Source organism: Streptomyces sp. NBC_00086 (genome assembly GCF_026343255.1).
In the GTDB taxonomy this organism is placed as follows: domain Bacteria; phylum Actinomycetota; class Actinomycetes; order Streptomycetales; family Streptomycetaceae; genus Streptomyces.
In genome coordinates, this window is record NZ_JAPELZ010000001.1 from 3,773,735 (window position 1) to 3,788,707 (window position 14,973).

Annotated in this window: 16 protein-coding genes; 5 read left to right on the forward strand and 11 right to left on the reverse strand. The window is 71.8% G+C overall.

Going from position 1 to position 14,973, the window contains the following annotated elements; translation table 11 throughout:
* Positions 1–42: 42 nt before the first annotated feature.
* Complete coding sequence (locus OG276_RS16750) at positions 43–432, reverse strand: SHOCT domain-containing protein (protein WP_266906259.1); 390 nt, start codon at positions 430–432, stop codon at positions 43–45.
* A 102-nt stretch (positions 433–534) separates the two neighbouring features.
* Between OG276_RS16750 and OG276_RS16755 the strand changes: the two genes are divergently transcribed.
* Together OG276_RS16755 and OG276_RS16760 are read left to right on the forward strand one after the other, a co-directional pair.
* Positions 535–1,698: a sulfite oxidase gene (locus OG276_RS16755; protein ID WP_266906261.1), complete on the forward strand. Its 1,164-nt coding sequence runs from the start codon at positions 535–537 to the stop codon at positions 1,696–1,698.
* Between the two features lie 97 nt (positions 1,699–1,795).
* Positions 1,796–2,242, forward strand: coding sequence for a DoxX family membrane protein (locus tag OG276_RS16760; protein WP_266906263.1), 447 nt, complete (start codon positions 1,796–1,798; stop codon positions 2,240–2,242).
* 96 nt (positions 2,243–2,338) lie between these two features.
* Here OG276_RS16760 and codA read toward each other — a convergent pair whose 3' ends face one another.
* Both codA and OG276_RS16770 read right to left on the reverse strand, forming a co-directional pair.
* Positions 2,339–3,646, reverse strand: coding sequence for a cytosine deaminase (gene codA / locus OG276_RS16765; protein ID WP_323182340.1), 1,308 nt, complete (start codon positions 3,644–3,646; stop codon positions 2,339–2,341).
* A 16-nt stretch (positions 3,647–3,662) separates the two neighbouring features.
* Complete coding sequence (locus OG276_RS16770) at positions 3,663–3,830, reverse strand: hypothetical protein (protein WP_266906264.1); 168 nt, start codon at positions 3,828–3,830, stop codon at positions 3,663–3,665.
* A 120-nt stretch (positions 3,831–3,950) separates the two neighbouring features.
* On the opposite strand from OG276_RS16770, the gene OG276_RS16775 reads away from it, so the two are divergent.
* Both OG276_RS16775 and OG276_RS16780 read left to right on the forward strand, forming a co-directional pair.
* Positions 3,951–5,762 carry a prolyl oligopeptidase family serine peptidase gene (locus OG276_RS16775; protein ID WP_266906266.1) on the forward strand — a complete coding sequence of 604 codons (1,812 nt, stop codon included), beginning with the start codon at positions 3,951–3,953 and terminating at the stop codon, positions 5,760–5,762.
* A 55-nt stretch (positions 5,763–5,817) separates the two neighbouring features.
* Positions 5,818–6,681 carry an SURF1 family protein gene (locus tag OG276_RS16780; RefSeq protein WP_266906268.1) on the forward strand — a complete coding sequence of 288 codons (864 nt, stop codon included), beginning with the start codon at positions 5,818–5,820 and terminating at the stop codon, positions 6,679–6,681.
* A gap of 4 nt (positions 6,682–6,685) precedes the next feature.
* Here the strand turns inward: OG276_RS16780 and OG276_RS16785 are convergent, their stop codons facing one another.
* The 7 genes from OG276_RS16785 to OG276_RS16815 form a co-directional block, all read right to left on the reverse strand.
* On the reverse strand, positions 6,686–8,074 hold the full coding sequence (locus OG276_RS16785; RefSeq protein WP_266906269.1) for a hypothetical protein: 1,389 nt from the start codon (positions 8,072–8,074) through the stop codon (positions 6,686–6,688).
* Complete coding sequence (locus OG276_RS16790; RefSeq protein WP_266912886.1) at positions 8,071–8,805, reverse strand: SigE family RNA polymerase sigma factor; 735 nt, start codon at positions 8,803–8,805, stop codon at positions 8,071–8,073. Before OG276_RS16790 ends, OG276_RS16785 begins: the two co-directional genes overlap by 4 nt.
* Positions 8,806–9,045: 240 nt before the next feature.
* Positions 9,046–10,140 (reverse strand): aspartate-semialdehyde dehydrogenase, encoded by a 1,095-nt coding sequence (locus OG276_RS16795; RefSeq protein ID WP_266906271.1) that lies wholly within the window; start codon positions 10,138–10,140, stop codon positions 9,046–9,048.
* Entirely contained in the window at positions 10,137–11,414 is a 1,278-nt protein-coding gene (locus tag OG276_RS16800) for an aspartate kinase (protein ID WP_266906273.1), read from the reverse strand. The genes OG276_RS16795 and OG276_RS16800 overlap by 4 nt, the downstream gene beginning before the upstream one ends.
* Before the next feature lie 121 nt (positions 11,415–11,535).
* Positions 11,536–12,183, reverse strand: coding sequence for a DUF5063 domain-containing protein (locus OG276_RS16805; RefSeq protein ID WP_266906275.1), 648 nt, complete (start codon positions 12,181–12,183; stop codon positions 11,536–11,538).
* Entirely contained in the window at positions 12,176–12,775 is a 600-nt protein-coding gene (recR, locus tag OG276_RS16810) for a recombination mediator RecR (protein ID WP_243330636.1), read from the reverse strand. Before recR ends, OG276_RS16805 begins: the two co-directional genes overlap by 8 nt.
* A 65-nt stretch (positions 12,776–12,840) precedes the next feature.
* A complete protein-coding gene (locus OG276_RS16815) occupies positions 12,841–13,185 on the reverse strand; it encodes a YbaB/EbfC family nucleoid-associated protein (RefSeq protein WP_250744897.1) in 345 nt (114 codons plus the stop codon).
* A 268-nt stretch (positions 13,186–13,453) separates the two neighbouring features.
* Here OG276_RS16815 and OG276_RS16820 point away from each other — a divergent pair, with 268 nt between their 5' ends.
* Positions 13,454–14,179: an SLATT domain-containing protein gene (locus OG276_RS16820; RefSeq protein ID WP_266906291.1), complete on the forward strand. Its 726-nt coding sequence runs from the start codon at positions 13,454–13,456 to the stop codon at positions 14,177–14,179.
* A gap of 57 nt (positions 14,180–14,236) precedes the next feature.
* On the opposite strand, the gene OG276_RS16825 is transcribed toward OG276_RS16820, so the two are convergent.
* On the reverse strand, positions 14,237–14,887 hold the full coding sequence (locus OG276_RS16825) for a hypothetical protein (RefSeq protein ID WP_243330640.1): 651 nt from the start codon (positions 14,885–14,887) through the stop codon (positions 14,237–14,239).
* Positions 14,888–14,973 lie beyond the last annotated feature (86 nt).

Here is a 14,973-nt window from a genome sequence, read left to right on the forward strand (position 1 = left end):
TGGGCAGGGAGGGCAGTCCTCAGGGGGAGGACAGGGCAGCCCTCAGGCCAGCAGCTTCTCCTTGGCCTTGTCGAACTCCTGTTGGGTCAGGTGGCCCTGCTCCTTGAGGGAGGACAGTTTCGCGAGTTCCTCAGCCGGACTGCTGCGTGGACCCGCGGCCTTCTGGACGTAGTCCTGGAAGGCCTTCTCGTTCGCCTGTGCCTGCTTCACGTCGCGCTGGCTCATGCTCCTGCCGCGGACGATCAGGTAGACGAGGACGCCGAGGTAGGGCAGCAGGAGCACCAGGATCAGCCAGCCTGCCTTGCCCCAGCCGTGCAGCTCGTGGTCCCTGAAGATGTCAGTGATCACCTTGAACAGCAGGAAGAACCACATGACCCACAGGAACAGCCACAGCATCGTCCAGAACAGGTTGAGCAGTGGATAGTCGTCCACGCTTCACTCCGATCACATAAGGGACAGATCAATTCATACCGCCCACTGAACCGATCCGCACGTGGAGTAGCCGGTCCACCGCCACAGCGGGACCATGACCCCATGGAGCCCACAGCGGAGCGCCCCCTCACCGGGATCAGCCCCCCGGGCCGGATCGCCGCCCCCGGCGAGGGCATCGGCCAGGACGAGCTGGCGCTCGCCGCGCGCAACCACGGGCTCCCGCTGGAGGCCCTGCGGTACGAGGTCACCCCGGCCGGGCTGCACTACGTACTCGTGCACTACGACATCCCCGACACGAGAGGCGCGGGAAGCACGGGAAGCACGGGAGGCACGGACGCAGGCGCCGACGACCCCGCCGAGACCTGGCGCCTCACCCTCCACGGCCGCCTCCAGAGCCCCCTGAGCCTGAGCCTGCGGGACCTGCGAACCCTCCCCTCCGTGACCCGCCGGGTCACCATGGAGTGCGCCGGCAACGGGCGGGCCCGGCTGTCCCCGCGGCCGGTCAGCCAGCCCTGGCTGGTGGAGGCGGTGGGCACGGCCGACTGGACGGGCGTGCCGCTGCGCGCGGTGCTCGCGGAGGCGGGGGCGGCTCCGGGCGCGGTGGAGGCGGTGTTCACGGGCGCCGACCACGGGGTGGAGCGGGGCGTCGAGCAGGACTACCGGCGCAGCCTGCCGCTGCCCGTCGACGAGGACGTGCTGCTCGCCCACACGATGAACGGCGGACCCCTGCCGCCCCAGCACGGGCATCCGCTGCGGCTGATCGTCCCGGGCTGGTACGGGATGGCGCACGTGAAGTGGCTGCGCGACATCGAGCTCGTCGACACGGCGTTCGGCGGCTACCAGCAGGCCACGGCCTACCGGTACAAGCAGAGCGCCGAGGAACCCGGCGAGCCCGTCACCCGGATCGCCCCGCGCGCCCTGCTGATCCCGCCCGGATTCCCCGATTTCATGTCCCGCACCAGAGTCGTGAGCCCCGGCCCCCTGCGGCTCTCCGGGCGAGCCTGGTCGGGCTACGGGCCCATCGTGCGCGTGGAGTTGAGCACCGACGGGGGCGCCGGCTGGACGGACGCGGCCACGCTGCCGCAGGGCGGCCACCCGTACGCCTGGCAGGGCTGGCACGCCGACTGGACGGCGGTCCCGGGCACCCACACCCTCCTGGTCCGCGCCACCGACGCCTCGGGGCGCACGCAGCCGGTCCAGCAGCCGTGGAACCGCGGGGGCTTCGGCAACAACCAGGTCCAGGCGGTCTCCGTCGTGTGCCGCTGAAGCATGCCGTCCGCCAACCCCTTGCCACAGCCCTCCCCTTCCCCCGAAACTGACACATCGTCAGATCATTGCGAGGGAACGAGGGAAGGAACCGGGGATGCAGACCATCTGGCTCGGCGGGCCCGAATGGGTCGCCGTTCTGCGGATCGGGCTCGGGCTGTGGTGGCTGGAGAGCTGGCGGCACAAGGACAAGAAGGACTGGTTCGGCGGAGGCGGCATCCGCTGGGCGGCCGGCGTGGCCGAGAAGCACCGCTGGGGGTTCGTCACGCGCGGCTTCGACATCGTCGTCAAGCCCTACCCGCGCTTCATGGCCTACCTCGTCGCCTACGCCGAACTGGCCCTGGGCCTCGGCCTCATCGTCGGGTTCCTGACCCCGATAGCCCTGCTCGCCGGGCTGCTGCTCAACCTGGTCTACCTGATCCTGATGATCCACGACTGGGGCGAGCAGGGGCAGAACCTGATGATGGCCCTGATCTCCGCGGTCGCCTTCTTCGCGATGGGCTGGCAGGTCTGGTCCCTGGACAACGCCCTGGGACTCTTCTGACCCCGCCGGCCACCGGAACCCCGCGGTGTCGGCCCCGCCGGTCGAGCGGGTTGACCGCGATGCCACAAGGGCACACGGCACAAGGGGCACGGGCGCTCAGCGCAGGCGGGGCCGGAAGTCCACCTCCGAGGGGCCCTCATCCCCCGGCCAGGCCAGCAGGCGGGGCGGAGCCGCCGGGGTCTCCGCGAGGACGGTCCCGCGCGAGACGACGTAGCGGGGGCGGACCTGGCGGCGGACGGCCTCGGTCGGGGATTCGGCCGGCAGCAGTACGAAGGAGGCCGGGTTGCCCTGGCGGACCCCGTACTCCGAGGGCGACAGGCCCAGGACGCGCGCCGCGCGCTCGGTCACCATCTCGAAGGCCACCGGGATCTCGTCCGCCCCCGTGAGCTGGGCGGCGTAGATCCCGACGAGGGCGGTCTGCAGCGGGTTTCCGGTGCCCAGCGCGTTCCAGGGGTCCATCACGTCGTCGTGGCCGAAGGCCACGTTGACCCCCGCCGCCAGCATCTCCTTGACCTGGGTGAGGCCGCGCCGCTTGGGGTAGGCGTCGAAGCGGCCCTGGAGGTTGAGGTTGGCGAAGGGGTTCGAGACGAGGTTGATGCCGGAACGAGCCAGCAGGCGCTGGAGTTTGAAGCTGTACGCGCCGCCGTAGGAGCCCATCGCCGTCGTGTGCGAGGCCGTCACGTGCCCGCGCAGCCCCGAGCGCAGGGCGTGGGCGGCCAGCACCTCCACGAACCGGGACTGCTCGTCGTCGATCTCGTCGCAGTGCGCGTCCACCCGCAGTCCCTGCTCCTCGGCGAGCCGGAAGGCGACGGCCAGCGAGGCCACCCCGTCCTCCCGGGTGTCCTCGAAGTGCGGGATCGCGCCGACCACGTCGGCCCCGCGCCGGACGGCCTCGCGCAGTAGCGCCTCGCCGCCGGGGAAGGAGACGATGCCTTCCTGCGGGAAGGCGACGATCTGCAGGGTCATCACGTCCCGCACCCGGTCGCGCACCTCCAGCAGCGCGTCGAGCGCGGTCAGCGCCGGGTCGGTGACATCGCAGTGCGTGCGCACGTGCAGCACGCCCTGCGCCGCCTGCCAGCGCAGCACCTCGGTGGCCCGCGCGATGACGTCCTCGCGGGTCAGGGTCTTCTTGCGCTCGCTCCAGCAGGCGATGCCCTCCCACAGGGTCCCGGAGACATTGGGGCGCGGATCCCCGGCCGTCAGGGCCGTGTCGAGGTGGATGTGCGGTTCGACGAAGGGCGCGCTGAGCAGGCCGCCGTGCGCCTCGATCAGCACCCCCGTCGCCGGCGGCTCCTTCTGGTCGTCGTACGGAAGCACGCGCGCGATCCGCCCGTCCTCCGCGACCTCGATGTCGTGCAGGCCTTCGCCGTGCAGCAGCCGGGCGCCCCGGACGATCATCCGCATCGCGTCAGCCTACGGCTCAACCCCGCTTCGCCTGGGCCTTCTGCTGCATGCCCCGGGTCTTCGCGGAGACCGACTGCACATCGCGCACGGCGGCCTTGGCGCGCGCCTCGGCCGCCGTGTTCTTCGCCATCGCACGCTCTGAATCATGGTGGGACGGCTTGCCGGTACGCGCCTTCTTCGCCATGACCGTCACTCCTCCACGCAGCCTCGTACGCTGGACCGCGTACCCAAACCACCCTGCGCCCGTTCGGCCCCATCGGCATCTCGGGGGCCGGGCCGCGGCCGATCCGGTTACATGGGGTGCATGACTGACGCCACCGCCGACACGAACGCCGCCGCCGTGCCCGACTGGGAGAAGCGCTTCCGGGCCCCGCGCGTGGGACTGCCCGAATGGGCCGAGGACGCGCCCGACCGCTCGCTCTTCGTCTCCAACGCCACCGGGACCTACGAGCTGTACGCCTGGGACCGCGCCACCGGCGCCCAGCGGCAGGCCACCGACCGGCCCAACGGGACCACCGACGGCACCCTCTCCCCCGACGGCGAATGGGTCTGGTGGTTCTCCGACACCGACGGCGACGAGTTCGGCACCTGGGTCCGCCAGCCCTTCGCGGGCGGCCCCGACGAGCCGGCCACCCCCGGGCTGGAGGCCTCGTACCCCGCCGGGCTGGCCATCGGACGGGACGGGACGGCCGTCGTGGGGCGCTCCACCGACGAGGACGGGACCACGATCCACGTGGTCCGGCCCGACGGATCCGAGCCGGCCGTCGTCTACCGGCACCGCGAGTCGGCCGGCGTCGGCGACCTGTCCCGGGACGGGACCCTGCTCGCCGTCGAGCACACCGAGCACGGCGACGCGATGCACTCGGCCCTGCGCGTGATCACCCTGGACGGCGAAGCGGTCGCCGAGCTGGACGACTCCAAGGGCGGCACCGAGGAGCTGGGCCTCATGGTGCTCGGCTTCGCGCCCGTCGAGGGAGACACCCGGCTGCTCGTCGGCCACCAGCGGCGCGGCCGGTGGGAGCCGATGGTGTGGGACGTGGCCGCGGGCACCGAGGAAGGGCTGGCCGTCGACCTGCCGGGCGACGTCGGCGCCGAGTGGTACCCCGACGGGTCCGCGCTGCTGATCGAGCACGGCTACGAGGCGCGCAGCGAGCTCTTCCGCTACGACCTGGCCGCGCGGGAGCTCGTACGGCTGGACACGCCTCCGGGGACGGTGTCGGGTGCGACGGCGCGGCCCGACGGGTCGGTGGAGTACCAGTGGTCCTCCGCGGCCGAGCCCTCCGTCATCCGGTCGACCGCGGGCGGGGTCGTGCTCGACCCTCCCGGTTTCCGGCCGCCGGGCTCCGTACCGGTCGAGGACGTGTGGGTGGAAGGGCCGGGCGGGCGGATCCACGCCCTCGCCCAGCGGCCCGCCGGCCACGGCGAGGGCCCCTTCCCCACCATCTTCGAGATCCACGGCGGGCCCACCTGGCACGACAGCGACGCCTTCGCCGCGACCCCGGCGGCCTGGCTCGACCACGGTTTCGCGGTCGTCCGGGTCAACTACCGCGGTTCGACCGGCTACGGACGCGAGTGGACCGACGCCCTCAAGCACCGGGTCGGCCTGATCGAGCTGGAGGACGTCGAAGCCGTACGGGAATGGGCGGTGGACTCCGGGCTCGCGGACCCGGCGCGCCTGGTGCTGTCCGGCGGTTCCTGGGGCGGCTACCTGACCCTGCTGGGCCTCGGTACTCACCCGGACGCCTGGGCGGTGGGGCTGGCGGCCGTACCGGTCGCCGACTACGTGACGGCGTACCACGACGAGATGGAGGCGCTGAAGTCCCTGGACCGCACCCTCTTCGGCGGCACCCCGGAGGAGGTCCCGGAGCGCTTCGAGGCCTCCTCGCCGCTGACCTACGTGGACGCGGTGAAGGCGCCCGTGCACATCGCGGCGGGGCTCAACGACCCGCGCTGCCCCATCAAGCAGATCGAGAACTACGTCGACCGGCTGGTGGCGCGCGGGGCGGAGCACGAGGTGTACCGCTACGACGCCGGGCACGGCTCGCTCGTCGTCGAGGAGCGGATCAAGCAGGTCCGGATGGAGATCGACTTCGTGCTGAAGCACCTGCCGCGGTAGGCCCGCGACGGGCCCCGGCACCGGCGATCCGGTGCACCCCCCGTACGGTGGTGGGGTGCACCGGTTTCTCCTGACCCCGCGCTGGTGGGGGATCAACGTCTTCGTCGCGCTCGGCGTTCCCTTCTGCCTGTTCATGGGGAGCTGGCAGCTCGGCCGGTTCGAGGACCGCGTCGACACCCACAAGGAGGCGACCAGCGCACGCCCCGCCGAACAGGCGGCCGCGCCGCTGGACTCGCTGCTCCCGGTGGACAAGCGGACCTCCGGACGGCTCGCCTCCGTCTCCGGGGAGTACGCCGACCAGCTGCTCGTCCCCGAACGGCGGCTCGACGGGAAGTCCGGCTTCTACGTCCTGACCCTGCTCAGGACCGACACGGGCAAGGCCGTACCCGTGGTCCGCGGGTGGCTGCCCGGAGCGGCCGACGCGGGCCGGGCCCCTGCCCCGCCGGCCGGCCGGGTCGAGGTGACGGGCGCGCTCCAGGCCTCGGAGAACTCCACCAGCAAGGGCGTCTACTCCGCGGGCGGACTGCCGGCCGGGCAGCTCGGCGTCATCGGGGCCGCCTCGCTCGTCAACATCGTGCCGTACGGCCTGTACGACGCCTGGCTGACCGTGCAGACGCCCGCCGACGGGATGACCCCGGTACCGGCGCGGGCTCCGGCCAACACCGGGCTCGACCTCAAGGCCTTCCAGAACCTCGGCTACACCGGCGAGTGGTTCGTCTTCGCCGCGTTCGTGCTCTTCATGTGGTTCCGGCTGTACCGGCGCGAGGTGGAGACCCTGCGCGATGCGGAGGCGGGCCTCCTCACCGAGACCGGGACCGAGACCGGGACCGGGACCGAGACCGAGACCGAGTCCGGGACTGCGGCCGCGTCCGAGACCCCGTCGGGCGAGCCGGCCCAGGCCGGGGCCGGCTCGGCGTAGCGGCCTACCTGTTCGGGATGACGCCCGTCCGGTAGACCGTTCCCCCGCACGCCTCGGCGATGGTCAGCTGCGTCGTCGGGCCGTCCGGACCGAGCGTGTTGGGCGTGTGGGCCACCAGGGCACCGAGCGGCGGAGTCTGGGCCTGGCCGGTGCCCGCCTCGGCGCCCGGGGCGCCCTCCGACGAGTTGGCGTCCCCGGACCCGCCCGCGGCGGGGCAGCCGCCCTCCGGCGGCACCCATGCGAAGCGGACCTCGTAGGTCGCGTTCGGCGCGAGCACCAACCGCAAGGTCTCCACCGACGGGTCGGGCAGCAGCCCGGTCGCCGGATCGCCCGTGACGTGGTTGACGACGGTCACCGCGGCCCCGCCCTCGAACGCCGGGCCCGCCGCCAAGCTCTCCGGGCCGCGGACGGTACAGCTGCGCGAGGACACGTTGGTGACCTTGAAACTGCCGTAGATCTTGCCGCCGGCCGACGGGGCCCGGGTGCTGCCCGCCACGCCGACCTGGCTCTGGGTGCAGTTGGGCACGTCCGAGGACGCGGGCGGGGGGACCGCACCGCCACCGACGCTGCCGCTGGTGCCGGGCAGGGGGGAGGGGGCGCCGGGCGGGGTGATGTCCGCCCCGCCGGCGCTCGGGAAGCCGCCCGGCGGGGTCGGCGAGGAGCTGGCGCCGCCGTCCTGCGCGTCCTTGTCCTTGTCCTTGTCCTTGTCGGAGGACCGCTTGGGCTTCGGACGGGAGCCGGAGCCGTTCTGGTGCAGGCCGGACCCGTCCTTCGAGTTCCCGCCCTGCTGGCCGTGGCCCGCCATGGTGGAACGGTCGGAGCTCCCGCCCGCACCGGAGAACATCTGCAGGCCCACCGGGACCGAGCCGCCCAGCACCACCACGGCCGCCGCCGCGGCGACGAGGATCCGCCGGTTGCGGACCCGGCGCGCGGGGACCGCGTGCCGCAGCCGCTCCAGCGCGCCACCGGAGGGCTCCAGCCCCCCGACGGCCCCGCGCAGCAGATCGCGCAGCACGTCCTCCTCGCCCGCGGGTTCGGAGGCCAGGGTCTTGACGAGGGCGAGCTTGGCGACGGCGGGCTCCGCCTTGGCGGGCTCGGCAGTGGTGAGCTCGGCAGCGGTGGGCTCGGACTTGGCAGGCTCGGCACCAGTGGGCTCCGCCGTGGCGGGCTCGGTGCCGCCGGCTTCCGCACCGGCGGCCGGCTCGGCGCCGCCCGGCTCGGAACCGGCGGACGCGGCCGTACCGGCCGTACCGGCCTTACCGGGCTCGTCCGCCGTACCCGGCTTGCCGCGCAGGAGCTCCATCAGGGCCTCCGGGCCCCCGGAGGCGGATCCGCCCGACAGGCCGGGCAGCGCCTGGGCCTCGTCCTCGTTCGTCTTGCGGTCCTCGTTCATGCTTGCGCAGCCTCCATCGCCACCCGCAGCGCGGCAATGCCCCGCGATCCGTACGCCTTGACCGAACCGAGTGATATGCCGAGGGTCTCGGAGACCTGGACTTCCGTCATGTCCGCGAAGTAGCGCAACGACAGCACCTCGCGCTGGCGTCGCTGGAGACCGCGCATCGCCTTGATGAGATCGTCCCGTTCCAGCAGGTCGTACGCGCCTTCCTCGGCGCTCGCCATGTCCGGCATCGGCTTCGACAGAAGCTTCAGGCCGAGGATGCGGCGGCGCAGGGCGGAGCGCGAGAGGTTGACGACGGTCTGGCGCAGGTAGGCCAGCGTCTTTTCCCGGTCGCGGACCCTGTTGCGGGCCGAGTGGACGCGGATGAAGGCCTCCTGGACGACGTCCTCGCAGGAGGCGGTGTCGTCGAGGAGCAGTGCGGCGAGGCCCAGGAGCGAGCGGTAGTGGGCCTGGTAGGTCTCCGTCAGGTGGTCGACGGTGGTCCCCGCGACGACCTCGACGACCTCGGCGATCTCGGCGGCCTGAGCCACCTCGGCCGTCGCGGCCACCTGGGACGCCTGCGTGCCACCGGTGTCCTCCGCGCTGTCGCGCGGCCCCGGCACGCGGCCGTCCTTGGCCGGGGACGGGCGGACGCCGGACGCTGCGGGCACCCCGGGCAGCAGGGGGGCGCCGGACGTCTTGGCGGCGGGCGGTACGGGAACGATCACCGGGAACCCACCGGGCATGCGGGATCGCAGGCGCAACGGGACCGGGATCGTCCCGGTGCGCGCCGATATGACGGGGAGTTCCAGCAATGCTTCTGCCACGCCAGTTGGACACGCGTGCCCCCGTCAGGGTTGTACGCGCACGGCAGATTCATCGGCGGGATTCTCATCGTCTTCTTGCGTAGCCGCACACCCGGACGCGCGTCGTCGTACGACGTCAGCCGTCGGGCCATCCACTCGATCAAGGGATTAACGATGATCCTACAAAGTGAAAGAGCCAAAATCAGCCGCGATGAGCTCCGCAGTTTGTGTGGCATTGAGCGCAGCACCCTGCCGGAGGTTGTCCGCGCAGACGAAGAACTCCAGCGACCGCGGGTCGTCCAGAGAGCGCCGCACCCGCCCCACCCAGGCCGGATCCGTTCCCGCGGCGTCCGAAGGGGTCGGGAACTCCCCCGCGGCCGGGTCGTCCACGAGGACCACCCCGGGCGCCGATTCCAGGATCTCCCGGGCGTGCGCCGCCTCGACGGCTCCCTCGAACCGGGCCCGTACGGTCAGCGAGTGGCCGGTCAGTACGGGTACCTGTACGCAGGTCACGGACACCGGCAGCTCCGCCAGGTCCAGGATCCGGCGCACTTGCGCCCGTACGGCCAGCTCGTGCGAGGACCAGCCGTCCTCGCGCAGCTCCCCCGACCACGGCACCACGTTGAGCACGAGCGGACCCGCGAAGGGCCCGGTGTCCTCGCCCACGGCCCGGCGCACGTCCCCGGGGTGCTCCCCCAGGGAGCTGCCGGCGACGAGGGACAGCTGACGGCGCAGTGCCTCCGAGCCGGCCCGGCCGGCGGCGCTCGCGGCCTGGTAGGTGGAGACGGCCAGCTCGGCCAGTGCGTACTCGGCGTGCAGCGCGCCCAGCGCCGCCATCATCGCGGCGGTCACGCAGTCGGGCCCGGCGACGATCCCGCGCGGCCGGATCCGTACCGCGTGCCCGTTCACCTCGGGCACCACGAGCGGTACGTCGGGGTCCTCGCGGAAGGCCGCGGACTGGTCCACCACGACGGCCCCGCGCGCGGTGACGCGGGGAGCCCACCGGGCCGAGACCTCGGCCGGGGTCAGGAAGAGCGCGATGTCGCCCTCCCCGAGGCCGTCGAAGGCGTCTTCGGTGAGGGCGAGCACCTCGGTCTCCGTGCCGCGCACGGTCAGCCGGCGGCCGGCCGAGCGCGAGGAGGCGATCAGGCGTACGTCGCCCCAGACGTCGGCCCGCTGGGACAGCATCTGGAGCAGGACGGAGCCGACGGCTCCGGTCGCCCCGACCACGGCGAGTGCCGGAGCCGGGGCGGACCGGGCCGCCGCCGTGATCAACGTCCCGTGCCTCCGTAGACGACGGCTTCGTCGCCGCTGTCGTTGTCGAGTCCGAAGGCCGTGTGCACGGCGCGGACGGCCTCGTTGACGTCGTCCTGGCGGGTCACGACCGAGATGCGGATCTCCGAGGTGGAGATGAGCTCGATGTTGACGCCCGCGTCGGACAGCGCCTGGAAGAACGAGGCGGTGACGCCCGGGTTGGTCTTCATGCCCGCGCCGACCAGGGAGATCTTGCCGATCTGGTCGTCGTAGCGCAGGGACTCGAAGCCGATGGTGCCCTTCGCCTTCTCCAGGGCGTCGATGGCCTTGTGGCCCTCGGCCTTGGGGAGGGTGAAGGAGATGTCCGTCAGGCCCGTGGAGGCGGCGGACACGTTCTGCACGATCATGTCGATGTTGATCTCGGCGTCCGCGATGGCGCGGAAGATGGCCGCGGCCTCACCCGGCTTGTCCGGGACGCCGACGACCGTGATCTTGGCTTCGGAGACGTCGTGAGCGACTCCGGAGATGATGGCGTGCTCCACCGGCTCGTCCCCTTGCGGATTCTCGTTGCTGACCCAGGTGCCCGGCAGTCCCGAGAAGGACGAGCGGACGTGGATCGGGATGTTGTAGCGGCGCGCGTACTCGACGCAGCGGTGCAGCAGCACCTTGGAGCCGGAGGCCGCGAGCTCCAGCATGTCCTCGGAGTTGATCCAGTCGATCTTCTTGGCCTTCTTCACGACGCGGGGGTCCGCGGTGAAGACGCCGTCGACGTCGGTGTAGATCTCGCAGACCTCGGCGTCCAGCGCCGCGGCGAGCGCGACGGCGGTCGTGTCCGAGCCGCCCCGGCCGAGGGTGGTGATGTCCTTGCTGTCCGCCGACACGCCCTGGAAGCCGGCGACGATGGCGATGTTGCCCTCGTCCAGCGCGGTGCGGATTCGGCCCGGCGTGACATCGATGATGCGCGCTTTGTTGTGGACCGAGTCGGTGATGACGCCTGCCTGGCTGCCGGTGAACGACTGGGCCTCGTGGCCCAGGTTTTTGATCGCCATGGCCAGCAGGGCCATGGAGATCCGCTCTCCGGCGGTCAGCAGCATGTCGAATTCGCGCCCGGCAGGCATCGGGGACACCTGCTCGGCGAGATCGATCAGCTCGTCCGTCGTGTCGCCCATCGCGGAAACCACGACGACCACTTGGTGGCCGTTCTTCTTGGCATCCACGATCCGCTTGGCAACACGCTTGATGCCTTCGGCATCGGCTACGGAGGAGCCTCCGTACTTCTGCACGACAAGGCCCACGTGCGCTCCTCGCTCAGTCCGTCTCATTGCTGGTGCAGTCTAACGAGCGGCCGCAATACGACCGCCTCGTACCACATCATGAGACGAAAAGATCACCGTAAACGTTCCCCGACCGGGGCGTTTACTTCCGGCCGAGTCCGCCGAGCTCCTCGGCCATGACCTGCCCGGCCTGCTCCGCGAGGTCCTCCTCCGTGATGTCCTCGTCCGTGTCCAGCCCGTCCAGGGCGGCCAGCGGCTGGTCCAGGCGGACGTGCGCGATCAGTGACTGGAGGGCGCGCAGCGTGGCCGATGCCGTCGGTCCCCAGTTGGTGAAGTACGAGAACTGCCACCACCACAGCGCCTCGGTGATCCGGCCCGACTGGTGGTGGATGAGCCCGTGCCGCAGGTCGGCGACCACGTCCGCCAGGTCGTCGGAGATCCGGTGCGGGACCGGGGCCTTGCGCGGCTCGTAGGGGTCGAAGACCTCCGAGTAGACGTCGACCGGCTCCAGCATCACCGCGAACCGCTCGCGCAGGTCGTCCACGTCCGGCTCCGGGCCCAGGTCGGGCTCGTAGCGCTCGTCGGGCAGCACGTCCTGGTAGGCACCGAGCCGGCCGCCCGCCAGCAGCAGCTGGGACACCTCCAGGAGGAGGAAGGGCACCGCGCTGTCCGGGTCCTCGCCCTTGGCCACCTCGGTGACCGCGACGATGAAGGACTCGATCTGATCCGCGATCGAAGCCGCGAAATCGTCCGGATCCTGTCCCAGGGCGTGCAGCGTTGCGTCAGACATCGAGAAGTCGCCTTCCTTCAAAGGCCCGCCCGAGCGTGACCTCGTCCGCGTACTCCAGATCTCCCCCTACGGGGAGCCCGCTGGCCAGGCGGGTGACCTTGAGGCCCATGGGCTTCATCATGCGGGCGAGGTAGGTGGCGGTCGCCTCGCCTTCCAGATTCGGGTCGGTCGCGATGATCAGCTCGGTGACCGAACCGTCCGCGAGCCGCGCCAGCAGCTCCCGGATGCGCAGATCGTCCGGGCCGACGCCCTCGATCGGGCTGATCGCGCCGCCGAGGACGTGGTACCGGCCCCGGAACTCGCGGGTCCGCTCGATCGCGACGACGTCCTTCGACTCCTCGACCACACAGATGACCGTCAGATCGCGGCGCGGATCGCGGCAGATGTTGCACCGCTCCTCCTGCGCCACGTTCCCGCACACCGCACAGAACCGGACCTTGTCCTTGACCTCCAGCAGCGCGTGCGCGAGGCGGCGGACATCGGTGGGCTCGGCCTGCAGGATGTGGAAGGCGATCCGCTGCGCGCTCTTGGGCCCGACGCCGGGCAGCCTGCCCAGTTCGTCGATCAGGTCCTGGACCACGCCTTCGTACAACGGACTGCCTTCTTTCGGTTCTGAAGTTCGTAACGGGGCCGGCTACCGGGTCCCGGAGGTCGGATCTAGAAGGGCAGGCCGGGGATGCCGCTGCCGCCGCCCAGGCCCTGCGCCAGCGGGCCCAGCTTCTGCTGCTGGAGCGCCTGCGCGTTCTCGTTGGCCGCCTGGACCGCCGCGACCACCAGGTCCGCGAGCGTCTCGGTGTCCTCGGGGTCCACGGCCTTGGGGTCGATCACCAGCGCGCGCAGTTCACCGGAACCGGTGACGGTCGCCTTCACCAGGCCGCCGCCGGCCTGGCCCTCGACCTCGGTGCGCGCCAGCTCGTCCTGCGCCACGGCGAGGTCCTGCTGCATCTTCTGGGCCTGCTGGAGCAGCTGCTGCATGTCGGGCATGCCACCACCGGGAATCACAGGTCACTCACTCCGTAGCGTCGGGCCAAGCACCGGCGGCTTGGTCAATCCGAGCCTACGTGCTCCCCGGGCGCCGCGCCCTACGCCGTGAGGACCAACTCTTTCGAGTGAGAGACGGGGCGTACGCGTACCTGATGGCGCCCTCCTTGCGGGCGGAAATCCCGGGAATCGGCGCCCACCCCGTGTCATTCGAAGGTAGGAAGAGCATGCGCACCATTGCGCACACGCGCACCACCACACGTTCAGCGCAGGCAGAGGGAGTGCCCGGGTGAGTCAGCCGGAGATGCAGCCCGAGGGGCCACCCCGGGATCCCGCTGAGGACGGCGACCTTACCGGCCGGCCGTTCCCTCTCGGGGACTGGGGCGAGCCCGCCGAGCGGCTCGACGAGCTCTACCGGCGGGTCGAGGCCGACGCGCTGCGCACCGCCGAGTGGTACCTGTCGGACCGGGCGTGGAAGCGCCGGGGAGCCCGGATCCTGCGGATCGGGGCCGCCGCCGGCGCGGTCACCGGCGCCGCGATGCCGCTGCTGGAGCTGACCGGCTCGGTGTCCGGGGCGGCTTCGTATGGCTATCTCGCGCTGCTCCTGGGCGCGGCCTGCCTGGGCTGCGACCGGTTCTTCGGCCTGACCTCGGGCTGGATGCGGGACGTGGCGACGGCGCAGGCCGTGCAGCGGCGACTGCAGACCCTGCAGTTCGACTGGGCCACGGAGAACGTGCGCGAGATCCTGGGCCCGACCGAGGGCACCGCCAGCGAGGCCGCGGAGCGATGTCTGACCGTGCTGCGCCGGTTCTCCGAGGACGTGACCGAGCTCGTGCGGTCGGAGACCGCGGAGTGGATGGTCGAGTTCAGCTCGGGCCCCGCCCCGCTGGTCATGCAGTCCCTGGGCGCGGGCGGATCCCGCTCGGACGCGTACGTCCCGCCGGCCCGCTTCCCGCTCCCCCCGGGCACCCGCCCGAACATGCCCCGTCAGCGGCCGCCGGAGCAGCCGCGCTGACGGGGTGGGGCCGGCTCCGCGTCGCGGCGGCGCCGGCCCCACCCCGTACGGCCCGCGTCAGCTGAAGATGATCATCGAGCCTTGGCCGAGGCTCCGGGTCGCGGCCGCGTGCAGGCCCAGCCATACGTGCCGCTCCCGCGCGAAGGGGCTGTCGTCGTACGGGATCGGCCCGGCGGGCTCCTCCAGCGACGTCGGCCGCCCCGGGGGCGCCGGAGCCAGCGGCGGGTTCAGGGGGTCTATCCCGATCGCGGGAGCCACCAGTGCCAGCTCGCGCAGGAGCCCCTGCGCGGACCCCAGCGGCCCGCCTCCGGCCAGCAGCTCCTCGTTGGCCAGCGGGTAGGCGAAGTCGACGGGGACGTAGGCCCCCGCGTGGTCGTAGTGCCACACCAGGTGCGACTGCTGCGCCGTCGGCTCGAACATCTCCAGCAGTTGCTCGTAGTCCCCGCCCAGCTCGTCCACCGGTGTCACCGGCAGTCCGCAGATCTGGAGCAGGTACGCCCGCCGCAGGAAGTGCAGGGCGTCGTAGTCGAAACCGGCCACCGGGGCGACGTCCCCGGAAAGCCCCGGCATGTACGCGAACACCGGCACGGACGGCAGTCCGGCCTCGCCCAGCGCCTTGTCGTACGAGGCGATCTCTTCCGCGAAGGGGTTGTCGGGGCTGTGGCACAGCACGTCGACAAGGGGGACCAGCCACAGGTCACAGGCCACTCGGCCTCCGATCAGTCGTTGTCGCCGATCGGGCCAGCGTAGTGCGCCGGACACGCTCAGCGAAGGGGTGAGCAGAACCTGGGGGA